19 protein-coding genes are annotated in these 22,357 nt (G+C 68.2%); 3 read left to right on the top strand and 16 right to left on the bottom strand.

Annotated elements, in window-relative coordinates; genetic code table 11:
- Positions 1-7: 7 nt before the first annotated feature.
- Together AB4Y64_RS08625 and AB4Y64_RS08620 are read right to left on the bottom strand one after the other, a co-directional pair.
- Positions 8-460: a hypothetical protein gene (locus AB4Y64_RS08625; protein WP_441816042.1), complete on the bottom strand. Its 453-nt coding sequence runs from the start codon at positions 458-460 to the stop codon at positions 8-10.
- Positions 457-2,160 (bottom strand): serine hydrolase, encoded by a 1,704-nt coding sequence (locus AB4Y64_RS08620; RefSeq protein WP_441816041.1) that lies wholly within the window; start codon positions 2,158-2,160, stop codon positions 457-459. The genes AB4Y64_RS08625 and AB4Y64_RS08620 overlap by 4 nt, the downstream gene beginning before the upstream one ends.
- Positions 2,161-2,261: 101 nt before the next feature.
- Here AB4Y64_RS08620 and AB4Y64_RS08615 point away from each other — a divergent pair, with 101 nt between their 5' ends.
- Positions 2,262-3,521, top strand: a complete 1,260-nt coding sequence (locus AB4Y64_RS08615; protein ID WP_441816040.1) for a TIGR03862 family flavoprotein — start codon at positions 2,262-2,264, stop codon at positions 3,519-3,521.
- Positions 3,522-3,542: 21 nt separating this feature from the next.
- On the opposite strand, the gene AB4Y64_RS08610 is transcribed toward AB4Y64_RS08615, so the two are convergent.
- From AB4Y64_RS08610 to soxR, 7 genes are all read right to left on the bottom strand, one after another.
- Positions 3,543-4,178: a hypothetical protein gene (locus AB4Y64_RS08610; protein WP_441816039.1), complete on the bottom strand. Its 636-nt coding sequence runs from the start codon at positions 4,176-4,178 to the stop codon at positions 3,543-3,545.
- A gap of 91 nt (positions 4,179-4,269) precedes the next feature.
- A complete protein-coding gene (locus AB4Y64_RS08605) occupies positions 4,270-5,025 on the bottom strand; it encodes a sulfurtransferase (RefSeq protein ID WP_441816329.1) in 756 nt (251 codons plus the stop codon).
- A gap of 56 nt (positions 5,026-5,081) precedes the next feature.
- Positions 5,082-5,744, bottom strand: a complete 663-nt coding sequence (locus AB4Y64_RS08600; protein WP_441816038.1) for a DUF998 domain-containing protein — start codon at positions 5,742-5,744, stop codon at positions 5,082-5,084.
- Between the two features lie 30 nt (positions 5,745-5,774).
- Entirely contained in the window at positions 5,775-6,284 is a 510-nt protein-coding gene (locus tag AB4Y64_RS08595; protein WP_441816037.1) for a DUF1993 domain-containing protein, read from the bottom strand.
- 96 nt (positions 6,285-6,380) lie between these two features.
- Complete coding sequence (locus tag AB4Y64_RS08590; RefSeq protein WP_441816036.1) at positions 6,381-12,671, bottom strand: YadA-like family protein; 6,291 nt, start codon at positions 12,669-12,671, stop codon at positions 6,381-6,383.
- Between the two features lie 489 nt (positions 12,672-13,160).
- The gene (locus AB4Y64_RS08585) at positions 13,161-14,357 is read right to left on the bottom strand and encodes a glycosyltransferase (RefSeq protein WP_441816035.1); all 1,197 of its coding nucleotides are present in this window, start codon (positions 14,355-14,357) and stop codon (positions 13,161-13,163) included.
- 131 nt (positions 14,358-14,488) lie between these two features.
- Positions 14,489-14,941, bottom strand: coding sequence for a redox-sensitive transcriptional activator SoxR (gene soxR, locus AB4Y64_RS08580; RefSeq protein ID WP_441816034.1), 453 nt, complete (start codon positions 14,939-14,941; stop codon positions 14,489-14,491).
- A gap of 64 nt (positions 14,942-15,005) precedes the next feature.
- Here soxR and AB4Y64_RS08575 point away from each other — a divergent pair, with 64 nt between their 5' ends.
- The gene (locus AB4Y64_RS08575; RefSeq protein WP_441816033.1) at positions 15,006-16,001 is read left to right on the top strand and encodes an NADP-dependent oxidoreductase; all 996 of its coding nucleotides are present in this window, start codon (positions 15,006-15,008) and stop codon (positions 15,999-16,001) included.
- A complete protein-coding gene (locus AB4Y64_RS08570) occupies positions 15,998-17,440 on the top strand; it encodes an MFS transporter (RefSeq protein ID WP_441816032.1) in 1,443 nt (480 codons plus the stop codon). Before AB4Y64_RS08575 ends, AB4Y64_RS08570 begins: the two co-directional genes overlap by 4 nt.
- Positions 17,441-17,446: 6 nt before the next feature.
- On the opposite strand, the gene AB4Y64_RS08565 is transcribed toward AB4Y64_RS08570, so the two are convergent.
- From AB4Y64_RS08565 to AB4Y64_RS08535, 7 genes are all read right to left on the bottom strand, one after another.
- Entirely contained in the window at positions 17,447-18,058 is a 612-nt protein-coding gene (locus tag AB4Y64_RS08565) for an HD domain-containing protein (protein WP_441816031.1), read from the bottom strand.
- A 40-nt stretch (positions 18,059-18,098) separates the two neighbouring features.
- A complete protein-coding gene (locus tag AB4Y64_RS08560) occupies positions 18,099-18,905 on the bottom strand; it encodes an arylamine N-acetyltransferase family protein (RefSeq protein ID WP_441816030.1) in 807 nt (268 codons plus the stop codon).
- Positions 18,906-19,005: 100 nt separating this feature from the next.
- Complete coding sequence (locus AB4Y64_RS08555) at positions 19,006-19,554, bottom strand: NADPH-dependent FMN reductase (protein WP_441816029.1); 549 nt, start codon at positions 19,552-19,554, stop codon at positions 19,006-19,008.
- Between the two features lie 91 nt (positions 19,555-19,645).
- Positions 19,646-19,987 carry a zinc ribbon domain-containing protein YjdM gene (locus AB4Y64_RS08550; protein WP_441816028.1) on the bottom strand — a complete coding sequence of 114 codons (342 nt, stop codon included), beginning with the start codon at positions 19,985-19,987 and terminating at the stop codon, positions 19,646-19,648.
- 24 nt (positions 19,988-20,011) lie between these two features.
- Positions 20,012-20,380: a DUF1622 domain-containing protein gene (locus tag AB4Y64_RS08545; protein ID WP_441816027.1), complete on the bottom strand. Its 369-nt coding sequence runs from the start codon at positions 20,378-20,380 to the stop codon at positions 20,012-20,014.
- Positions 20,381-20,427: 47 nt separating this feature from the next.
- Positions 20,428-21,351: a formylglycine-generating enzyme family protein gene (locus tag AB4Y64_RS08540; protein WP_441816026.1), complete on the bottom strand. Its 924-nt coding sequence runs from the start codon at positions 21,349-21,351 to the stop codon at positions 20,428-20,430.
- 47 nt (positions 21,352-21,398) lie between these two features.
- Positions 21,399-22,316 carry an HAD family hydrolase gene (locus AB4Y64_RS08535; RefSeq protein WP_441816025.1) on the bottom strand — a complete coding sequence of 306 codons (918 nt, stop codon included), beginning with the start codon at positions 22,314-22,316 and terminating at the stop codon, positions 21,399-21,401.
- Positions 22,317-22,357: the final 41 nt, after the last annotated feature.

The raw sequence follows: 22,357 nt of genomic DNA, 5'->3' as shown, positions 1-22,357 counted from the left end.
GGCCGGGTCACCACAGGTCGAAGGTCACGCCTTCGCGTTCGTTGTCCCAGATCGTGCTGAAGACCCACCAGCGACCATGTTCAAAGCAAAGCTGGATGCTGTTGGCGCCGCGCTTGAGCAGCACCGGCGAGTCCGCGGCGGGACGGGCCTCGTAGCGGCTCCACACGTGCGCGACTTGGCCGAAACGCTGCAGCCGGTGCTCGATCTCGATTTCGTGGAAGTCGTTGGCGGCGAAGAACGGGGTGACGTCGGCGATGTAGCTGTCTACGTCGAACACCATCGATCGCGTGTTGCCGTCGGCCTCGACCACGGTGCGCAGGCTGCGCGCCTGCGGGTGCTGCAGGTAGCGGAAGCGCTCCCAGTCGCGCGGCGCGCCGGCCGGGCCGGAGATGCATTCATAGATCGCCCGCACCATCCGCGGGATGTCCTGGGTGTCGTGCCACCAGCGTGCGTCGCTCATCGCGACAGCCTCGTGCCGGCGCCGTGAGGCGCTTGTGATCCGGCGCTGTCTTCCTTGCTCACCGGCGCCAGGCGCAGATCCTGGAAGTCGAAACTGAAGTCGGTCAGCGGCGAGACCGCCTCCATCCGCGCTTCACGGATGCCACCGTCGGCATCGAGGGCAAAGGTGACGAATGCATCGGCGTTGAGCCAACGCTCGTTCCAGCGGACAACGAAGGTGTCGTGCTGCCACGGCGTGAGCTCGCCCACCAGTTCCGCCGTGCGGCTGAAGCGCATGACCAGCTTGTCGCCGCGCTGCTCGACGACGACATCGCCGTACCAGGGATCGCGGTAGGTACGGGCATAGCGCGCCAGCGGCAACGACGGCGGCGCGGCGGTGGCGCGTGCCTGCAGGTGCTTTTGCCAGTCCTCGTCGGCCTTGCCCTTCGACTTGGCCAGCGCCGCGGCGTAGGCCGCGCGCCAGTCGGTCTTCGGCGCATCCAGGTACGCATCGAGCACGCGCAGGGTGACGGCATTGAACGCGCCGCCGACCTCGGCATTGGTCAGCACGATCACGCCCAGCTTCTGCTCCGGCACCAGGGTCAGGCGCGAGACCATGCCCGGCCAGCCACCGGTGTGCCAGACCAGCTTGCGGCCGCGGTAATCGGACAGTTGCCAGCCCTCGCCGTAGCCGAGGAAGTTCGGCTTCACCGCTTCCAGCTCCGGCACTGAGGGCTTGGCGATCGGCATCGGCGTGAGCACCGACCACATCTCCTGCTGGCGCTCGGCGCTGAACAAACGCTGCTCGCTGCCGCTGGCGTCGCGGTACGTGCCGCCGGCGAGCTGCATGCGCATCCACTGGCTCATGTCGTGGACGCTGGAGTAGATGCCGCCGGCGCCGGAGACGTTGCCCCATGACATCCGCGGCGCCGGTTGCAGGTCCTTGAAGTCGGCCTTGGCGTATCCGGTGGCGACGTTGTCGCGCGCACGCAGTGCATCGCTGTTGAAGCGGGTGTCGCGCATGCCCAGCGGCGCGAAGATGCGCTGCTGCAGGAACTGCGCGTAGGACTGGCCGCTGGCCTGCTCGATCACCAGCTGCGCCACGCCATAGAGAATGTTGTCGTAGGCGTACTGGCCGCGAAAGCTGCCGGTGAGCGGCACGTCCTTCAGCCTGCGCGCGACTTCCTGGGTGCTGTAGTCGGTGCCGGGCCAGTACAGCAGGTCGCCGGCGCCCAGGCCCAGGCCACTGCGATGCGCGAGCAGATCGCGGATGCGCATCTCGCCGGTCACGTAGGTGTCGGACATGCGGAACCACGGCAGGTGCTCGATGACGCGGTCGTCGAGGCTGAGCTTGCCCTCGTCGGCGAGGATCGACAGCGACGCGGCGGTGAACGCCTTGGTGTTGGAGGCAATGGCGAACAACGTCTTCGCATCGACCGGCTGCGACTTGCCGTCCTTGCCCAGTTCGCGCGCGCCGAAACCGCGCTCGAGCACGATCTGGCCGTCCTTGACGATGGCAACGGCGATACCTGGCACGTCGAACTGCTTGCGGATGCCATCGACGTAGGCGTCGAAGTCCTGCAGTTGTGCCGGCAGCGGCGTGGCGTTCGCACTGTTGTGCGCGCTGTCCTGCGCAGTCGCCGGCGTTGCCGGTGCGGCGCCGTGCAGCGCCAGTGCCAGGCCGAGTACGGCGCATTGCGCCGGAATGAATCGCAAAGACATGCGGTGGTCAGCTCCCCAGGGATGGGGTCACCTTAGCCAAAGTGTGCCCTCACCCCAACCCCTGGAAGGCATAATCCTCGTCCCCCGTAGTGCGCCCTGCCATGCCCCTCCCGACCCGCTCCCCTGCCCGCCTGGCCGTCATCGGTGGCGGACCCGCCGGCCTGATGGCCGCCGAAGTCGCGCGCGCGGCAGGCCTGCAGGTCGACCTGTTCGAGGCCAAGGGCTCGGTGGGGCGCAAGTTCCTGATTGCCGGCAAGGGCGGGCTCAACCTCACCCATGGCGAACCGCGCCCGGCCTTCGATGCGCGCTACGGTGCCCGCCGCAGCGAGATCGCCGCGTGGCTCGACGACTTCGACGCCGATGCCCTGCGTGAATGGGCGCGCGAGCGCTTCGGCATCGACACCTACGTCGGCACTTCCGGCCGCGTCTTTCCGATGGACCGCAAGGCCGCGCCGCTGCTGCGCGGCTGGGTGCGCCGCCTGCGCGAGGACGGCGTCGCCTTTCATGTGCAGCACCGCTGGCTCGGCTGGAACGATGACGGCGCATTGCGATTCGCGATACCTGCCGGAGAGATTGCGCTCCAGGCCGACGCAACCGTGCTCGCGCTTGGCGGCGGCAGCTGGCCGGAACTGGGATCGGACGGCAGCTGGGAGGACGTCCTGCGCGCGCGTGGCGTCGATGTCGCACCGCTGCAGCCGGCCAATTGCGGATTCGATATCGGCTGGAGCGAACACTTCGCCGGTCGCCATGCCGGCGCGCCGCTGAAACCGGTCGTCGCGCATTGGCGCGATGCGTCCGGCAACGAGCACGCGCTGCAAGGCGAGTGCGTGGTTACGGCGACCGGCATCGAAGGCAGCCTGGTCTATGCACTGTCGGCGGGTCTGCGCGACGCCATCGCCAGCGATGGTCAGGCGCGGATCGAACTGGACCTGGCGCCGGGCCGCGACCTGCCGCGACTGCAGCGCGACCTCGCCTGCCCGCGCGGCGGCCGCAGCCTCAGCGAGCACCTGCGCCGCCATGCAGGCATCAGCGGCGCCAAGGCTGGCTTGCTGCATGAGGTGCTGAGCAGGGATCAGCTGCACGACGAGGCCCTGGTGGCGCGCACGATCAAGCGCCTGCCATTGCGCCTGCTGCGCCCGCGCCCGATAGCCGAAGCGATCAGCAGTGCCGGTGGCGTGCGTCTGGAAGCGCTCGACGATGGCTTGATGGTGCGGTCGATGCCGGGCGTGTTCTGCGCCGGCGAGATGCTCGACTGGGAGGCGCCGACCGGCGGTTACCTGTTGACGGCGTGCTACGCCAGCGGTCTGCGCGCGGCGCGTGGCGCCACTGCGTGGCTGCAGCGCGACGCCGCAGCGATGTGAACGACCCTCCGGCCCGGGGTATCAGCCCTTTTTGGCTGGCGGCTCGGCTGACTTGGCGGCAGACGCCGCGGCATCGGAGACGGGCAGATACATCGTGCTCGCGCACAGCTCGATGCCCTTGGCCGCGGCTGCCGGCATGTCGGTGCCCTTGAGGCCGATCACCTTGACCACGTCGCCGCCGGCCTGCGTCACCTTGGCCAGCGCGATGTAGCCGGTACGCTCGCCGCTGCACATGGCGTTGGACGGAGCCTGCGTCGGCGGTGTTTCCTCGAGCACGTGGCGCAGTTCGATTTCCTGCTCGGGTGGAACCATCATGGCCTGGGCGTAGGTATTGCCCGCCGAGTACTGGTCGCCGCCGTTGACGATCGCCACGCGCTCGGTGGTAAAGCTGGCGCCGTTGTCGCCGCGCAGCATGTTGTCTTCGATGGTCAGCTTGCCCGTCACCGCGGTCGCCACCGGGTTGCCCGGCTCGAATTCGCCCATCGCGACCGCCTTGACCATCGGCGGCGCTGCGCGTTCCACCGGTTCGGCGTTGACGTCGGGCTGCGGGTTGGCGGCCGGAGCCGGTGCCGTGATCTCTTCCGGCGGAGCGCTGTTGACCGGCGCCTGCTTGTCGCACGCGGCCAGCGCCAGCACGGCTGCCGCGACCAGGGTCATGGTGACGGCTCCGCGCGAAATTCCCACTGGTCCAATTGCTGCCATGAGTGTCCTCACTTGTCGTGGTCGGCGACGCAGTTGCCGACCGACATCAGGCGGCGGCGACTGCGTCGGCCGCATCCATCAGCGGTTTGAGTTCCGGGTCGAGCGCCACGCGCTCATCGAACACGAAGCAGCGGCCGTCGTAATGGCGACCGCCCACGCGTTCAAAGTACCCCAGAATGCCGCCGTCGAGCTGCAACACGTTGCTCATTCCCTCGGCCTGCATCCACAGCGCGGCCTTCTCGCAGCGGATGCCACCGGTGCAGAAGCTGACCACGGTTGCGTCCTGCAGCGCTTCGCGGTGCGGCTGCAGCGCCTGCGGCAGGTCGGTGAAATTGTCGATCGGCAACGTCAACGCATCGCTGAAGGTGCCGTAGCCGAACTCCTCGCGGTTGCGCGTGTCGAGCATGACCACGCGCTTGCCGGCATCGTCGTGGCCCTGGTCAAGCCAGCGTGCAAGCGTTTCCGGCATTACCGCCGGCGCGCGCCCTTCGAGCGGCGAGGCGTTGTCGCGGCGGAAGCTGATGATCTCCGACTTGACCTTTACCTTCAGCCGCGCGAACGGTTGGCTCCGGCTGCGGCTGAACTTGACGATCAGGTCCGCAAAGCAGTCCTGCGCGCGCAGGCGTTCGAGGAATCCGTGGATGCCCGCCTCACTGCCGGCCAGGAACAGGTTGATGCCCTCGCCGGCGACCAGCATGGTGCCGCGCAGCCCAGCCGCCTCGGCGCGCGACTGCAATTGCGCGGCAAGGTCTTCGGGGTGCTGGATCGGGGTGAAGTGGTAGGCGGCGATATTGAGCAGCATGGCGCGCATTGTAAGCGCCACCGGGCCGGCATCCGACCCGCAGTCCAAGTTACTGATTAATCAGGGTTCATCACCGGCATTTGGTATCTACGCAACCACCCGGCCGCCAGGGCGAACCAGGCGGCGATGGCAAGGACCACCAGCTTCTGACTGAGGCCACGCGGCAGTTCACGCCCGAAGGCCAGGACCCACAGCGCCACGAAGCAGAAGGCCGCCAGTCCGAAAGCCAGGGCGAAGTGCTGCCGCCAGCGCGCGTCGCCGCGGAAGCGCCAGGACTGCAGGAGCATGCCCAGGCTGGTGCCAAGAAAGGCCAGCGGCGCGGAGATCGCGTGGACGTAGGCGGCCGTGGTCATCGCACGGCCACCGCCCAGGTCGGTCTGCGCCCCGGCCGTGATCACCAGGGCCAACGCGCCGAGCATGAAAAGCGACAGTGCCACGGTGCTGCCCGGCCCGGAACGGGTCACGCGGTGGTAGCCGATGGCCAACAGCGCAATCGCACTGGCCAGGCCGACATAGGCCAACTGCAGCCACGCCCCGTACGGACCGACCAGGTAGAAGCTCAGCGGCACGCGCACCCAGTCCAGGTCGTCGCGCAGCCATTGCAGCGCGACGGCGGTGACGACGAACAACGCGATGGCCGCCAGCGCGGACGTGCCCAGGTTGCGGACCAGCGTCCGCTCCCTGTGCTCCGCGCCAACGGGTAGATCGACGCCGGACATCGACTCGACTCCGCGACCTCGATGGAACGATCAGCGCACGCCCATGAAATCCAGCTTGCCCACCGCGACGCCGTTGTGGCGCAGCAGTGCATACGCGGTAGTAACGTGGAAGTAGAACTGCGGCAGGCCATAGTGCAGCAGGTAGGCCGATCCGGTGAAGCGGCGCTCCTTCGGCGTGCCCGGACGCAGCACGATTTCGCGTCCCTCGCTGCCCTCGAACAGCAGCGGGTCGAGGCCGTCGATGAAGGCCAGCGTGCGCGCGATGCGTGCATGCAACTCGGCGAAGTCCTGCTCGGTATCGTCGTAGGACGGGACTTCCACGTCGGCCAGGCGTGCCGGCACGCTCTTGGCGAAGTCGCAGGCGACCTGCACCTGGCGCACCAGCGGGAACATGTCCGGGAACAGCCGGGCCTGCAGCAGCACCGACGGTTCGATCTTCTTCTCCACCGCGTAGGCCTCGGCCTTCTCCAGCAGGCCGGCCATGGCGCCGAGCATCTGCCTGAACACTGGAACCGACGCGTCGTACATCGAAACGGACATGCATTACCTCGATTCTGGGTTGACGTGCGGCGAATGGTACAGGGCGCCGGCGATCCGGATGGGTCATGTTTCAGGGATATTGAGTTCCAAACCTGCTCACCAGCCAATTCCGATGCCGACGCCGGCAGACTGCTCGCTGCCGCTGAACGCCGCGCCGACCGACAGCGACACGTTGCGCTTGATCAGTCGCTGGTAGCCGACCGCCATCGCTTCCTCGCCTTCCGCATAACCGGCACCGACCGAAACACGGTTGTCGGTCTGGATGTTGGCCGCGCTGCTGGCCATGTGCACCATCGCCGCGGTCATCGCGCCCTGGCGGTTGATGCGCTTGTCGGTGTGGCGGAACTCGTCCTCGACGTCGCCGCGCAGATCCTCGATTGCCTCCATCGGTATGGTGACGATCTGGTTGATCTGCTGGTCGGTGTAGGTGTTGGCCTGGTTCAACGTGACCGCCGCCTGCTCCGACATCTGCTGCACGTTGACCGCATCGGTTGCGGTCGTTCCTGCGGCAACGTTGGCGACCTGGCGGGTATTGCCGGTCGAACCGACCGAGACCGTGTTGGCGCGGTCTGCCACCGAGTTGGCGCCGAGGGCGACGCTGTTGTCGGCGCTGGCGACGGCGCCGCCGCCGGCAGCCACCGTGTTGGCGCCGCTGGCGGTCGAGGTGCTGCCACCGTTGGCGTTGAAGCGCGGATCGGCTGCCGAGACGCCTGGGCCGCTGCCCACGCGACCGTCGAGGTTGGCAAGCGCGGCCCCCACGTCGTTGAACACGTTGCCGCCGATGGCGTAGCTGGGCGGTGTGATCGCGCCCTGCGGCCCCACCGAAGCGCCACCACCGAAGATGGAGGTGATGCCCTGGCTCATCGTCGACAGTTGGCTCACGTTGACCGCGTCTGTGGCAGCGCTGCCCGCTGCCACGTTGGTCACCTTGCGTTCCGCACCGGCGCTACCCACCGATATTTCGCCGGCCGAGGTCTGTGCCGCAGGGATGGCGTAGGCGGTATAGCCGGCCTGCGCTCCGACGCTTGTCTGCGAGGCCGAACCCAGCGCCACGCTCAGCGCGTGGTTCGCCGTCGCGCCCGCACCCAGCGCCACGCCCTGCTCGGCGTTGGCCTGGGCCTGGCTGCCGACCGCGACGCCGGAGGCCAGCGACACCTGGGTGTCGCGGCCTATGGCGATCGCGCCCGGTGCGGCGATGTCGACGACCGCGCCGTTGCCGATGCCGATGCCGTTGTCGCCGTTGACCACCGTGAGCGGGCCCACCGCGATCGCTTCCGCGCCGATCGCGAGCGAGTCACCCGCGGACGAATTGGCGTGGAAGAACTTTGCCGGCGAAGCCGCGATCGAGCCGATCGCGCCCTGCAACTGGCGGATGGTGACCGCGTCCTGCTGCTCCGTGCCGTCGGCGACGTGGGTGATCTGCCGATACGACGTGCCCGAGCCCACGGACACCGAGCCCAGCAGGACCGCGTCGGTGGTATCGATCGGAATGCCACCGGAACCGACCGGAAGGGTACCCGACGTCGGCGCCAGTGCACGATCGGCGACCGAGCCCGAGCCCAGTGCCACCGCGCCTTCGACTGACGCTACAGCGGTGCTGCCGAACGCAAGCGCACCGGCCTGCTGTGCCTGCGACTGGAAGCCCAGCGCAACCGCGCCCTGCCCGTTGGCGACATTGGTGTGCCCGGCCGCCACCGCTCCGTTGCCGGTGGCGGTGTTGTCCAGGCCCTGCGCTATCGCGCCATCACCCGTGGCGATGTTGGGATCGCCGATCGCCACCGCACCGTTGCCGCTGGCGGTATTGCCATCGCCGATCGACACCGAACGACCGCCATTGGCCACGGCATTGCGGCCGAGGGCGACCGCCCCCTCGGTTGAAGCATTCGCACCGAAGCCACCGGCCAGTGCACCCGCTCCGCTGGCCGCGGCCGAGGCGCCGATCGCAACGGCACGCGTTCCTGCCGTGACCTGCGCATCATCGGTCCCGTCACGCAGGCCATCGGCCTGGAAGTAGCGCGTGTCAGACGTCAGCGTGCCCAGTTGACTGACATTGACCCCATCCGTCGGCGCCGTACCGGCGGCGACGTTGACGATGCGACGCTGCATGCCCGAGTTGCCGACGGAAATCACATCGGCTTCCTGGGCGTCGGAGTCCGCACCGAGCGCGACCGAGTTGGTCGCCGCCGCGCGCACCCGCGAGTTGAATCCCAACGCCGTGCCTGACGTGGCGCCGTTCTCGACGTTGCTGATGGCGCCAAGAGCCACCGCTCCATCCGCGCCCGAGAACGTCTGGCGCCCCACCGCGACGCTGTTTTCCGCGGTGGCCAGTGCGATTGTACCGAATGCAGAGGATGTGCTTCCGGAAGCAGCGCTACCGGCACCCACGGCCGTTGACGAATCGCCGCTGGCCGTAGCCTGCACGCCCATGGCAACGGTTTGTATCGCCGTCGCGTCGGCGCCCATGCCCATGGCCGTGCTCGAGGCGCCACTGGCCACGGCGGACTTGCCTGAGGCCACGCTGTTGAGACCGCTGGCGACGGCGTCGTCGCTGCCGTCGCCGGGCCCTTCGGCCTTGAAATAGGCTGTGCCTACCGCCACGGCCGCAGTGAGCTGACTGACATTGACCGCATCGGTCGCCGCCGTGCCGGCGGCCACGTTGATGATCTGGCGCTCGCCGCCGGCTGCACCGATCGACAAGGCGTTGCCGCGATCGGCGATGGAACCGGTGCCGAGCGCGACGCTGTTGTTGCCGATCGCCTGCGACAGGCGCCCCAATGCCATCGAGCCGGTTCCGCTGGCGATCGAATCGCCACCCACTGCAATCGCGAGGTCACCGCTGGCGGTGCTGTCCACGCCGACGGCTACGGCACGCACTCCAGTGGCCTGGGCCATCACACCGGCCGCCATCGAACCCAGGCCGCTGGCGACCGCATCGTCGCCAAGGATCGAACTCTGCGCCTTGAAGTGGCGGTTGCCGGCCACTGCGGTAGTGAGCTGGCTGACATTCACCGCGTCCGTCGGCGCCGTGCCGACCGCGACGTTGACGATCCTGCGCTCGCCGCCCACGCTGCCGATCGAAACGGTATTGGCCTGGTCGGCCACCGAACCGTTGCCGAGCGCCACTGCATTGATCGCCGTCACGCTGCTGCCGAAGCCCAGGGCGGTGCCCTGAGCCGCGGTGACATGGCTGGTTGCGCCGTACGCCGACGACTGGACCGCCGTCTCTTCGATGAGCGCATTTGCACCCACGACGGTGCCCTGGTCGGCCTTGATGCGGGCGTTGTTGCCGATGGCGGTATCGTCCGGACCGGCCGTGAGAGAGGTGCGACCGATCGCGACGCTGCCCACGCCCGCCGCAATGCTTGCCTGGCCGATCGATATCGCGCCGTCGGCCTGCGCCCACGCGTCGGAACCGACCGCCACCGAGTTGATGCCATCGGCCTCGCTGAACTGGCCCAGTGCCGTCGAAGCGGTACCCAGCGCCAGCGCTGAATGCCCCAGCGCGGTGGCAAACGTGGCGGTGGCCTGCGACTGGCTGCCGATCGCCGTGGTGTCGTCCTGGTTGGCGAGGGCGCTCGCGCCAGCGGCGGTCGATCGCACCCCGGTTGCCTGCGTATCGTCGCTGCCGTCGTTGAGGCCAACTGCCTTGAAGTAGCGCAGCCCGCTGGTTGCGGTGGTGAGCTGGCTCACGTTCACCGCATCGGTAAGCGCGGTACCTGCGGCGACGTTGATGATCTGTCGCTGGCTGGCGGCGGTGCCCACCGAGACCGCGTTACCGCGATCGGCCAGCGAGCCGCTGCCCACTGCGACGCCACCAACACCGGTGACGCTGCTGCCGAAGCCCAGCGCCGTGCCCTGCGAGGCGGCGACATTGCTGGTTGCACCCAATGCCGATGACTGCACGGCGCCCACCGCGATGATGCTGTCTGCGCCGACCGCCGTGCTTTGATTGGCCAATACTTGCGCGCCGCCGCCGATTGCGGTGTCGTCCGGACCGGCCGCGAGGCTTGCCGCACCCAGTGCGGTGCTGCCCACGCCGACTGCAGCGCTGCCGCGACCGCCGGAGAAGGCATCGACTGCCGATGCGACCGAGTCCGCGCCCAATGCCAGTGCGCCCGTCTGCGAGGCATTGGCCGAACGGCCCAGCGAGGTCGAGTTGGACCCCGTCGCCTGTGCGTTGTTGCCCACCGCCAGTGCTTCGCTCGCGGTTGCGTCTGCAGACTGGCCGAGCGAGACGCTCAGCGATCCGGTCGCTGTCGCGTTCTGCCCCAGCGCCGTGCTGACATTGCCCTGCGCCAGCGCCGACGTGCCCAGTGCCACTGAGTTGCTGCCGATGGCGCGTGCGTTCTGCCCGATTGCGCTGGCCTGCGGTCCCTGCGCGTTGGATGCGGTACCAAAGGCCACGCTGTTCTGGCCGTTGGCGATCGCGTTGGCGCCGACCGCAGTGGCATCGGAATTGTTGGCGCGGCTGTTGTTGCCGATCGCGATGCCCCGGCTCATCGGCGTTCCGCTGGGATCGTTCGCAGCCACGATCGCGTTGGTTCCCAGCGCCAGGCCGTCGACCGAGTTGACCTGGCTGGTGTTGCCAATGGCGATGCCGTTGGCGCCCACCGAGCTGGACTGGAATCCGATGCCGATGGTGTTGTCGCCGCTGGCCACGGACAGTGTGCCCACTGCCGTGCTTCGGATGCCCGTGGCAGCCGCGCCTGCGCCCAATGCCGTGCTGGCGTTGGTGGTCGCGCGCGACTGGTACCCGAACGCGGCACCACCAAGGCCCGAAGCCTCGGCATCGGTACCGACGGCGGTGCTGGCATCGACCAGACCGCGACTGCTGGAACCTATCGCCACCGAACCGAAGCCGTTGGACTGCGCCGCGCTGCCGACCGCGACGCTGCCTGAGCCGGTGGCCTGCGTGACCTCGCCGGCATCGACGATGCCGTTGGCGTTGTTGTCGTTCCAGCTGCCGATGGCGATGCCGAGCGTGCTGCTGGCGTTGCTGCGGTAGCCGATCGCCAGGGAACTCAGACCGCTGGCGACCGAGTTGGGACCGCTGGCAACCGAGCGCGTGCCGGTCGCCTGCGCATCGTCGCTGCCGTCGTTCAGGCCTTCGGCCTGGAAGTAGCGGGTGTCGCTGGTGACGGCGCCAAGCTGGCTGACGTTGACGGCGTCGGTCGGCGCAGTACCGGGAGCGAGATTCACGATCCTGCGCTGCGCCGCTGCGGTACCGACCGACACGGTATTGGCCTGGTCGGCGATGGAGCCGGTGCCCAGCGCCACCGAGTTGATGGCCGAGGCGGTAGCGGAGAAGCCCAGCGCGGTCGCATCGGCCGCGCTCGCGGTGGATGCGGTGCCCAATGCCGTCGCATCGACGGCGGTCGCGCTGGTGAATTCACCGGCATCGACGACTGCGTTGCCATTGCGATCGATCCAGCCACCCACTGCCGTGCTGGCGGTCTGCGTCGCGCGCGAATTGTTGCCCAGCGCCGTCGCACGCAGTCCGCTGGCGCCGCTCTGGAAGCCCAGCGCAGTGGCGCCGATCGCCGATGCATTGGCCGCCTGTCCAAGCGCGGAAGCATTGGTCGCAGTCGACTGCGCACCTTGGCCCAGGGCCGCCGAATCCTGGCCGCTGGCATTGGCCCCCTGTCCCACCGCGGTCGCGCGCACGCCAGTCGCTGTGGCGTTCTGGCCGGCGGCCGTGGTGCTCGCGACGGACGCGCGCGCGCCTTGGCCGAGGGCACTCGAATTGGGCCCGCTGGCGACGCTGCTCTCACCCAGAGCCGTGCCCTGTACGCCAGTTGCCTGGCTGTTCTGGCCCAGCGCCGAAGCGTTCTGCGCCGAAGCAATGCTCAGCTGCCCAACGGCGGTGGCCTCCAGTCCGGCGGCCTGGCTGCCCTGACCCACCGCTACCGAAGCGCCACCGTTCGCAAGCGCGGCTTGACCCAGTGCCACGGCATTGAGCGCCGCGCGCGCCTGGTTGCCAAACGCCGAACCCGCGTTGTCGCTGACCTGCGCATTGGCGCCGATCGCGGTCGAGTTGAGGAAGTTGGCCGTCGTGCGTTCGTTGTCGGTGACCAGGTTGTCGTTGTTCAGATCGAAGAATCCACCCAGCGCCGTGGCACCGATCGCATTTGCGCGCGACTGCGCGCCGACAGAGGTCGCGCCTTCGGCGTTGGCCTGCACTTGTGTGCCGATTGCCGTCGCCTGCAAACCATTGGTGGCGGCGCCGGCGCCGAGCGACATGGCTCCGGCATTGCTGGCAACCGCCAGGTTTCCAAGCGCTGTTGCATTGCCCCCCGTAGCCGTTGCGCTGCTGCCGCAGACGAACGAGCCGGCACCGGTGACCGTCTGTCCAGCTGGACCGGTGCACAGCGCCTGGGCGAAGCTCATCGTTGATGCGCTCGCAAGGGTCAGTGCGATCGCCACACGCGAAAGTAGCCCAGGTCTATTATTGCCGCCCTTGGCCAAATCATTGACGCCCAAACCACGTCCATCAAGCAATGCGCGCACTTTCGTATACATGGCGAACTACTCCTGCAATGTGCAAATTCGCCGCGGTTCTGGCACAACAACCGCGTCCGGCTATCCGCGCGTCCATTCGTGCAGATCGATATGCGGAGTCTCCGTAGCGAAGACTCGGCAGGAGTGCGGGAGTGTGTCCTTTCAAGCACGTCGCACGCGAACGCCGTGCGGGCAACGGATGACGTTCATTCATCCGAAGACCTGGCAACGGCGTTCTTGATCGGAGGCTCACGCCTGCGACGTTGAGTTTCTGTGAAATGGCAGGCGCACTGCGGAGCGCTGGAACCGGCACAGTTCTTGCGTGACGCCAGGGTCCGAGCCCCGCGGGCGCACCGCAGGGGATGCCATCAACGCAGGTCAGGCGGCCGGTACCAGCTCACTCCGTTGCGCAAGGCGCGCATACAGGTCTTCGACCCTTCTCGTCATGCCGTCAGCGCTCCATGCATTCGCATCGCGAGGCCCCGCCGCTGCCAGTCGCGCGCGCAGTTCAGGCGAACGCAGCAGGCGCGTCGCTTTCGCGGCGAAATCGTCGACGTCCTCTTCGGCGATCAGGGCACTGGCCGCATCGCGCAGCACCGTCGCGGTGCCCATGACCGCGGTGGATACGATCGGAACCCCCAATGCCATCGCCTCGATCAGCACCAGCCCCTGGGTTTCTGTCGGCGAGGCGAATACGAACGCATCGCCGGCGCGATAGGCGTCGAGCAGCGCGGTGCGGCGGTCGAGGTTGCCGAAGAAGCGCACGTGGTCGTGCAGGCCCAGTTCCTGGACCAGGCGGCGCAGGCGCGGCTCGTCGGGGCCTTCGCCAGCGATCAGGAACAGCAGGTCGGGGAAGTCCGCGACCAGCCGCTGCACGACCCGCAGCAGGAAGCCGATGTTCTTCTCCAGCGACAGGCGACTGACCGTCACCAGCGTCGGCCGCTCCGTGGCGATGCCGTGGGCCGCGCGGAAGCGCGCGCCATCGCCGTTGCTGAACTGGGCCAGGTCGATGCCGGTGGGGATCACCACCGACGGCGTGGTGATGCCGTAGCGGTCCAGCACGTCGACCATCTGCCGGCTCGGCACGATCAGCTCGTCCACGCCGTGGCACAGATGGCGCGAGGCGCGGCGCGCCAGCAGGCGCGTCAGCGCCGACGGCAGCCACGGCAGGTAGTGGCCGACGTATTCCTCGAAGTAGGTGTGGTAGGTCTCCACGGTCTTCCAGCCGCCATGCCGCGCCAGCCGCACACCGAGCGAGTGGGCGCGGAACGGCGTGTGGATATGGATCACGTCCCAGTCGCGCTCGCGCAGCATTGCCTCGGCCCTGGCCAGGTCGCTGCCCTTGATCAGGCGGTCCTCGGGATCGAAGAAGATCACCCTCGAGGGCAGCCTCAGCACCTCGAAGCCCTCGTTGCGGTCTTCAAGCGCCTGCTTCCCGGGGTCCACGCCATAGTCGGGCGCGACCAGGGTGACCGAATGCCCCATCCGCGCCAGGCCTTGCGCGAATGTGCGGATCGAAGTGGAGACACCGTTGATGCGCGGAAAGTACACGTCGGACAACATCAGGATGTTCATGCCGGTCTCGCCTGGGCCCCTGCCCGCGCCACGACGATTCCACAGGTAAAACGTTACCGTTTTGTCACAAAGACGCCATGACCTCGCAAGCCGGTCCTGGAGGGCCTCCCGGACACGCCTTCCGGAAGCGCCTATTCCTCCTGCGCATCGCTCCAGCGCTGGGGCCCTGCGCCGTGCTCGCCCAGGACATCGCCGGGATTGGCCAGGCGGCACCGTTCCAGCGACAGGCAGCCGCAGCCGATGCAGTCGTCGAGGGTGTCGCGCATCCGGATCAGTTGCTGGATGCGCGCGTCGAGTTCCTCCCGCCACATCGCCGACAACCGCGTCCAGTCGCGCCGCGTCGGCGTGCGCGCCTCCGGCAGGCTCGCCAGCGCCGCGCGGATGCTGGCCAGCGGCATGCCCACGCGCTGGGCGGCGCGGATGATCGCGATCCTGCGCAGCATGTCGCGCGAGTAGCGGCGCTGGTTGCCGGCCGTGCGCTGGCTGTGGATCAGGCCCTTGGCCTCGTAGAAGTGCAGTGCCGACACCGTGGTACCGCTGCGTTGCGCAACTTCGCCGACGGTGAGCTCGTCGTGTGATGCCATGGCACTTGACCTCAACCTAACTTGAGGTTCTATCCTCGCCCTCATGCTCGATTCCGGTCAAGTCATGGATACCCGCACCGCGCGCGACGGCTATGTCGCCCAATCCGCTCAGGCCGCGACCATGCACGCGGTGGTCTTCGACCAATACGGCCCGCCCGATGTCCTGCGAATGGCCGAGCTGCCCCTGCCCCAGCCGGCCGCGGGCGAGGTCCGGGTGCGTGTGCGGGCCGCCGGCGTGCAACCGGCCGACTGCTCGACCCGAAGCGGCTGGTTCGCCCAGCGCGGCATCGGCCAGGCGCCCTTTCCGCGCCAGCTCGGCAACGAATTCGCCGGCGTGGTCGAACAGGTCGGCGCCGGCGTCGAGACCCTCGCCGCGGGTGACGAAGTGCTCGGCTGGTCCACGGCCAATGCCTATGCCGAAGCCGTGGTGGCCCCGGCAGACCAGCTCGTCGCCAAGCCGCTGATGATGTCGTGGGCGGTTGCCGGCTCGTTGTCGGCCTCGGGCCAGACCGCACACACCGCGGTGCAGGCGCTCGACATCGCCCGCGGCGATACCGTGCTGGTGCACGGGGCCGCAGGTGGCGTCGGCACCATCGCCGTCCAACTGGCGCGCCTGCGCGGCGCCCGCGTGATCGGCACCGCCAGCCGCGAGAACCACGACTACCTGCGCTCGCTCGGCGCCGAACCGGTGTTGTACGGCCCCGGCCTGGCCGAGCGCGTGGCCGCGCTTGCGCCCAACGGAGTCCATGCGGCCCTCGATGCGTCCGGTCGCGGCGCGCTGGATGCGTCGATCGCACTCGGTATCGAGCCCTCGCGCATCGCCACGCTGGTGGCGTTCGAGGACGTCCAGCGCCTGGGTGTGCGCGGTGTCCGCAGCGAACGCAACCGGGCGCGCCTGCAGGAACTGGTCGAGCTGTACGACAGCGGCAAACTGCGCGTGCACGTCCGCGACATCTACCCGCTCGCGTACGCCGCGGTCGCGCATCGCGATGTCGAGAACGGGCATGGGCGCGGCAAGGTCGTGCTCATGGTCTACAGCACCTTTGGGCCGGCCCTGTGAGTGACGGATTCGACGGCCGGGCACCGCATCGCGCGGACACGCCCGAGCCGGCAGCGCTCCCGTTGCCCGGCGCTGCAGGCGCCGGTGGCCTGCTCGACCGCCGCTATCGCAGCGTCACGCTCGGCGCGGTCGCATTGGTCGCGCTGTACGCGTTCGAGGCGCTGGCCGTCGCCACGGCAATGCCGACGGTGGCGCAGGCACTCGATGGCCTGCCGCTGTATGCACTCGCCTTCGGCGGCACCCTCGCCGCCTCGGTTGTCGGCATGGTCGTCGCCGGAAGCTGGGGCGACCGGCGCGGGCCGGCGCCGCCGCTGCGCCAGGGCATCGTGTGGTTCGTCGTCGGCCTGGTGATCGCCGGCCTGGCACCGTCGATGTGGATCCTGCTGCTGGGCCGCATCGTGCAGGGCTTTGGCGGCGGAATGATGTCGGTGGCGCTGTACGTCGCGGTCGGCCGCGTCTACCCGCCGCCGTTGCACCCACGCATATTCGGTGCGTTCGCCGCGGCATGGGTGCTGCCCGCGGTGATCGGCCCGGCGATCAGCGGCTTGCTGGTCGAACACCTGGGATGGCGTTGGGTATTCCTCTGCGTGCCATTGGTCGCGCTGGGCGCCGCATGGTGCGTGCTGCCCGCGCTGCGCGGGCTCGACCTGCCAGCTGCCACCGACCATGACGCCGCGGACAAGCAGCCACACCGCATCGCCTGGGCGATCGGCGCTGCCGCGAGCGCGCTGCTGCTGCACTACGCCGGCCAGCAGCACCATGCCGGCGCCTTGCCGCTGCTCGCGCTGGCGGTCGCCGGTGTCGTCTCATGCGCGTGGCAGCTGCTGCCGCGCGGCACGCTGCGCGCCGCGCGCGGCCTGCCGACCGTGATCGCCATGCGTGGCATCGCCTCGGCCGCGTTCTTCGGCACCGAAGTGTTCGTGCCCTTGCTGCTGTCGCGCGAGCGCGGCCTGTCGCCTACGGCAGCCGGCGCGGTGCTCACCGCCGGCGCGATCGGCTGGTCGCTGGGCTCGTGGTGGCGCAGCCGGCCCTGGCAGCCGTTCACGCCGCCGCAGCTGCTGCGGCTCGGCATGTGCCTGATCCTGATTGGCGTCAGCGGGGTGGCGATGGCCGTCGCGCCGGCGGTGCCGGTTGCCGTCGGTGTCGTCGGCTGGATTGCCGCGGACTTCGGCATGGGCGCACTGTTCCCGACCCTGTCGGTACTGACACTGGAACTGTCGCCACCGACCCGGCAGGGCCTCAACGCATCGGCCCTGCAACTGTGCGACTCGCTGATGACCGCCACGGTGCTGGCGGTGGGCGGTTCGATCTTCGCCGCGCTACTGGTGCGTGCGCCGTCGCTGGCCTACCTGTCGGGGTTCACGATCTCGGCGCTGCTTGCGCTGCTCGGGGCGGCGCTGGCGTCACGCATCAAGGTCCGGGGTGCCGCGACGCACTGAACGGTGTCAGCGCTTCTCGGTGACCGCACGGCGCAGGTTGCGACGCGCCTGCGTGTCGTAGCGCTCGTGGAAGTAGTCGCTGAGATAGATGCGTTGACGCGCCAGCAATGCCTTCAGGAATCGCCGCCGGTTCAATTTGAACAGCCATGCCGGGACGTCCCCGCGGTACTCGGCGGTGATGCCGCGATCATAGGCGTCGAACAGCGCCGGCTCGGCGCCGAGGATGGCCATGTCGCAATCCAGGAACAGCGCGGCCTCTTCGTCGACGTCGGCCGGTTGCAGCGTGCCGTGGCGTGCGGTCAGTTCGATCAGGTCCATCACGCGGCGCGCGTCGAAACCCGCCGTCGGCCACCAGCGCGCAATGTGCGCCACCGCCATCTCCGCCGAGCGCGTTTCGTTGTCGCGTCGCCCGGCTTCATAGATCGCATCGTGGTACAGCACCGCCAGGCCCACTTCCGCCGGCTGACGCCAACCCGGGCCTGCCAACACGTCGTGGTAATGCCGCAGCACTTCCTGCACATGCTGGAAGTTGTGATATGCGCGCGGCGGCGTCGCGTAGGCCTCTTCGAGCGCGGCGCGTTGTTCGTCGGGCAGGTCCAGCGGCAGCGGGACAGTCATCGGCAGGGGTCCGTCTCTTTCGCCATGCCGCCATTGTGACTCAGCCGGGGAACAATCCGGCCAATCGCGCCTGCAATCGCGGCGATTGCGGCACGCGGATGCCGAACGTGCCCTCCAGGACGTCGCGCAGTTCGTCCACATCCTGCAGCGTGCGGCGCTCGCTTTCGCCGCCGAGGCGATGGAAGCTCAGTTCACGGTCACGCAGCGCATGGCGTCCGCCAGCGACCGGACGCGCCACGCGCAGGCCGGTGACGAAGTGCGACGCCGGATGGGTCGACAGGAAATAGTTGGAGGCCTCGTAGTCGACCGGGTACTGGCACTGCAGGTCGAACCGGTACAGCGTCGCCCAGCGATCGGGCAACCTGACCTGCATCCGCCAGTCGCCATCGCGCTGCAGGAGGCGGAACGGCTCGTGCGGCGTCGCCTGCTCGTCGCCATCGCGCAGCGCCAGGCTCGTGGTGAGCGTGGAGCCGCCGAAGCCGACATCGACCAGGCGCGTGCCCTGCTCCATGTCGACCCGCAGCAGCATGTGGCTGCGCGCGGTGATGGCGTCGTCGGGCTGGGTCCACAACACCCGCGCCGCCAGGCCGCTCACATCGAACCCGACCGCCGCCAATGCCTGCGCCAGCAGCAGGTTGTGTTCGAAGCAGTAGCCACCGCGCCCTGCGTCCACCAGCTTGCGCTCGATGGCATCGGGCGCCAGTTCGACTGCCTGGCCGGCGAACGGATCCAGGTTCTCGAAGGCGATGCTGGTGGCGTGCCGGAACGCCAGCGCATCGAGCACCTCGACATTGGGCTGCAAAGGGCCGTCGTAGCCGATGCGGCGCAGATAGGCATCGAGGTTCATGCGGCAACTCCACGGACGTTGCCGACCATTCTAGGCACGTGGATGCGGACGGGCCGCGACGCCGTCGCAACGCACCATCGTGCCAGCGGCCACCTGCCCGTCAGGAGTGCGACTTCACCCATGCGACGTAACGGTCCATCCATTCCTGCAGGAACTTGCGGCTGCCCGCGCCAATCTGGCCGTCGGCGTCGAACAGGCCTTCCTTGGCGTGGATGAACACCTCCGGCTGCCCCATCGTCGGCATGTCCAGGTAGGCCAGCGTATTGCGCAGATGCTGCTGCGCCATGGCGCTGCCGATCGAACCGATCGAGGCGCCGATGACGCCTGCCGGCTTGCCGGCGAACGCGCTCTGGCCATAGGGTCGCGAGGCGTGATCGATCGCATTCTTGAGCACGCCCGGCACCGAGCGGTTGTACTCCGGCGTCACGAACATCACGCCCTTGGCGCCGGAGATCTCCTGCTTGAGCCGCTTCACCGGCGCCGCCTGGTGGCTGTCGTCGTCCTGGTTGTACAGCGGCAGGTCGTCGATGCGGCACTCGTGGAACTCGAAGTCCGCGGGACCGAGTTTGAACAGGCCGTGGGCGAGTTGGCGGTTGATCGATTCGCGGCGCAGGCTGCCGATCAACACGGCGATGCGGTACTGGCTCATCACGGGCTCCATCGTTGGTTGTCCGCCGCCTACTCTTGGAGCGGCGGCGTGACCAGCCCGTGATGGATCGCGCAGTTGCGATGACGCGCGATCAGGCCTTGCGCAGGAACATCGTCTTGAGCACCAGGCCCTTGATCTTGTCCGAGTTGCCTTCGATGTGTTCCGAGTCGTCCTCGACCAGGCGGATGTTCTTGATCACCGTGCCCTGCTTGAGCGCTATCGAGGAACCCTTGACCTTCAGGTCCTTGATCACCACCACGGTGTCGCCGTTGGCGAGCGTGTTGCCATTGCTGTCGCGTACGACCGCGCCGGCATCGGCACTTGCCTCGCCCGAGGCAGCCCACTCGAAGCCGCAATCGGCGCAGACGAAGTTGCCGCCATCGATGTAGGTGTTCTCAAGGGTGCATTGCGGACAGGCGGGCGTAGTGGGCATGGAGGCGAACCGGCGTGGGGTCGGTCATTTTACGCCAGTGCGCTCCCGCGACGCCTCTTCGCGCTGCCGCATCTCCTCGACATCGCGTTCCAGGAAATAATTGAGGAAGGTGCGGATCACCGCCACCGCCGCCAATCGTCCGATCCCGTCCCAGTCCGGCGTGGTCGACGACTCCAGGATGTCAGCCGCCAACTGGAACGTCAGGGCCGCGACCAGCCAGCGCGAGTAGTCCATCCAGATCCGGCGACGCTCGTGGTTGTCCTGACGATGGCTCGTCAGCAACCGGATCACGCCGGCGATCGCCTGCAGCGTCCCTGCGAGGATGATCAGCAGCGCGATGAAGTCGATGGCCACCACGACCGGCTCGGTGATCCTGACCAGCCATTCCTCCATTGCCGTTCCTCCGGATTGCTTGACTGCCAGGGTGTTGCCGGCCGCGATTACCCGCGCACCACGCAACGGAAACCGAGATGGCAGGTCGAGGTATCCACCGGCTGCGCCATCCGTGCCGCGGGCCGATAGCGACGACAGTAGTTGGGGGCGCACAGATGCGAACCGCCCTTCATCACCCGCCGCGGGATCCTCACCTGTGGCTGGCGCGGATCGAAGCTCGCATCGCGCTCACCGCCGCGCGGATTCTCCAGCGTGCAGCACGAATGCTGCTGGATGCGGTTGTGGTCCTGGTACCAGTCGGTCGTCCACTCCCAGACATTGCCGGCCATGTCGTGCAGGCCGTAACCGTTGGCCGGATACGAGCCGACCGGAGCGGTCCACAGATGCCCGTCCTGCTGCAGGTTCTGCCAGGGGAACTCGCCCTGCCAGGTGTTGGCCATGTACTTGCCGTCGGGCGTGAACTCGGCGCCCCAGGTGAACTCGGCGCCGTCGAGCCCGCCGCGCGCAGCGAACTCCCATTCGGCTTCGGTCGGCAACGACTTGCCCGCCCAGTCCGCGTAGGCCTGCGCGTCCTCGAATGCGACGTGCACGACCGGGTGGCCGCCCAGGCCATCGAGCGAGGACTCCGGACCACGCGGATGGCGCCAGTCGGCGCCGGCGATGTAAGCCCACCAGTTGTGGTGATTGCGCAGGTCCACCGGCCCCTGCGAAGGCATGAACACCACCGACGACGGCACCAGCAGGGCCGGATCCGCACCGGGGTAGTCGGCAGGATCGGCCGGTCGCTCGGCCATCGTGACGTAACCGGTCGCTTCGATGAAGCGCGCGAACTGGTCGTTGGTAACGGCGGTGCGATCGATCCGGAATGCCGCCACTGACACCTTGTGCGCCGGCGCTTCTTCCGGGTAGTGGTGATCGGAACCCATCAGGAAGGCGCCACCGGGAATGTGCACCATGTCGTCCAGAGCCACGCCCACCTCATCTGCCGTGAATGCCGGTCCGAGCCTAGCGTGAATGCTCATTGCGCGAAGACCTTGTTCCAGTTGTTCTTCATGCTGACAAGACCGATGCCGTAGTCCTTGGCGTGCTCCAGCCCCTCCTTGAACGGACTGAGCTTGAAGTCGCTGTCATACGCGAACTCCCGCTCGTCGTCGTCGTGGTGCAGGTACCAGGCCATGCGCGGGCCGTCGCCGGCCAGGGTGTAACGGATCATCGCCAGGTCGCCGTCGGAGTTGCCGAAGGCGAACATGGGCCGACGGCCCAGGTGCAGGGCGATGTTGACCACCTTCTCCTCGCGGTCGTCGAAGCTGCCCAGCTCGGGCAGCTTGCGCAGCACCGGCTGGCCTTCGACGGTCTCCACTTTCATGCGCATGCTCGAGCCGATGACCTGTTCCGGCGGAATCCCGTACAGCGTCTCGGCGACCGCGCGCACGAACTCGACACCGCCACCGGTCACGATGTACGGCTTGAAGCCATTGGCACGCAGGTAGTCGAGCAGTTCGCGCTGCGGCACGTACGCGCCCTGGGTGAACAGGTGCATCAGCGTCGGGTGCTTCGCCTCCGCCAGCCATTGCGTGGCACTGGCCCGGAACTCGTCCACGGTCATGCCCGCATGCGTGGCGAAGGCCGGCTCGAAGGCCTCCTTCTTCGGCAGTGCCGCCAGGGCATGCAGATCGCAGTTGAGCATCGCCTTGAACGCCGGCTTCTCCAGCAGCGCCGGATCCTGCCGGGCCAGCAGCTTCACCTGCGCCAGCGCGAAGAATACCTGCACCTGCAGCGGGTACTCGCACCACAGCGTGCCGTCGTTGTCGAACACCGCGATGCGGTCGGCGACGGGGACGAAGCCGGGCCCGCCTTCGGTGGTCACGCGCGTGACGAAGGATTGGATCGCGGTCTTGTTGGCGCCCTCGTTCCAGGACGGCAATGGGTCGTTCATGCAGTTGCTCGCTATTTGTCCTTACCACAACCCCTCTCCCG

The sequence above is a fragment of the Lysobacter sp. TAF61 genome (assembly GCF_052113485.1).
Classification (GTDB): Bacteria; Pseudomonadota; Gammaproteobacteria; order Xanthomonadales; family Xanthomonadaceae; genus Lysobacter_J.
Note: the sequence above shows the minus strand (reverse complement) of the source record. Positions and strands in the feature narration are given on the sequence as shown.

Excerpts from the sequence above, each read along its gene's own strand:
- AB4Y64_RS08575 (WP_441816033.1), top strand. The coding sequence starts at position 15,006 with ATGGATACCCGCACCGCGCGCGACGGCTATGTCGCCCAATCCGCTCAG.
- AB4Y64_RS08535 (WP_441816025.1), bottom strand. The coding sequence starts at position 22,316 with ATGAACGACCCATTGCCGTCCTGGAACGAGGGCGCCAACAAGACCGCG.
- AB4Y64_RS08545 (WP_441816027.1), bottom strand. The coding sequence starts at position 20,380 with ATGGAGGAATGGCTGGTCAGGATCACCGAGCCGGTCGTGGTGGCCATC.
- AB4Y64_RS08605 (WP_441816329.1), bottom strand. The coding sequence starts at position 5,025 with ATGCTGCTCAATATCGCCGCCTACCACTTCACCCCGATCCAGCACCCC.
- AB4Y64_RS08615 (WP_441816040.1), top strand. The coding sequence starts at position 2,262 with ATGCCCCTCCCGACCCGCTCCCCTGCCCGCCTGGCCGTCATCGGTGGC.
- AB4Y64_RS08565 (WP_441816031.1), bottom strand. The coding sequence starts at position 18,058 with ATGACTGTCCCGCTGCCGCTGGACCTGCCCGACGAACAACGCGCCGCG.
- AB4Y64_RS08555 (WP_441816029.1), bottom strand. The coding sequence starts at position 19,554 with ATGAGCCAGTACCGCATCGCCGTGTTGATCGGCAGCCTGCGCCGCGAA.
- AB4Y64_RS08625 (WP_441816042.1), bottom strand. The coding sequence starts at position 460 with ATGAGCGACGCACGCTGGTGGCACGACACCCAGGACATCCCGCGGATG.
- AB4Y64_RS08620 (WP_441816041.1), bottom strand. The coding sequence starts at position 2,160 with ATGTCTTTGCGATTCATTCCGGCGCAATGCGCCGTACTCGGCCTGGCA.
- AB4Y64_RS08610 (WP_441816039.1), bottom strand. The coding sequence starts at position 4,178 with ATGACCCTGGTCGCGGCAGCCGTGCTGGCGCTGGCCGCGTGCGACAAG.
- AB4Y64_RS08590 (WP_441816036.1), bottom strand. The coding sequence starts at position 12,671 with ATGAGCTTCGCCCAGGCGCTGTGCACCGGTCCAGCTGGACAGACGGTC.
- AB4Y64_RS08600 (WP_441816038.1), bottom strand. The coding sequence starts at position 5,744 with ATGTCCGGCGTCGATCTACCCGTTGGCGCGGAGCACAGGGAGCGGACG.
- AB4Y64_RS08595 (WP_441816037.1), bottom strand. The coding sequence starts at position 6,284 with ATGTCCGTTTCGATGTACGACGCGTCGGTTCCAGTGTTCAGGCAGATG.
- AB4Y64_RS08585 (WP_441816035.1), bottom strand. The coding sequence starts at position 14,357 with ATGAACATCCTGATGTTGTCCGACGTGTACTTTCCGCGCATCAACGGT.
- AB4Y64_RS08550 (WP_441816028.1), bottom strand. The coding sequence starts at position 19,987 with ATGCCCACTACGCCCGCCTGTCCGCAATGCACCCTTGAGAACACCTAC.
- AB4Y64_RS08560 (WP_441816030.1), bottom strand. The coding sequence starts at position 18,905 with ATGAACCTCGATGCCTATCTGCGCCGCATCGGCTACGACGGCCCTTTG.
- soxR (WP_441816034.1), bottom strand. The coding sequence starts at position 14,941 with ATGGCATCACACGACGAGCTCACCGTCGGCGAAGTTGCGCAACGCAGC.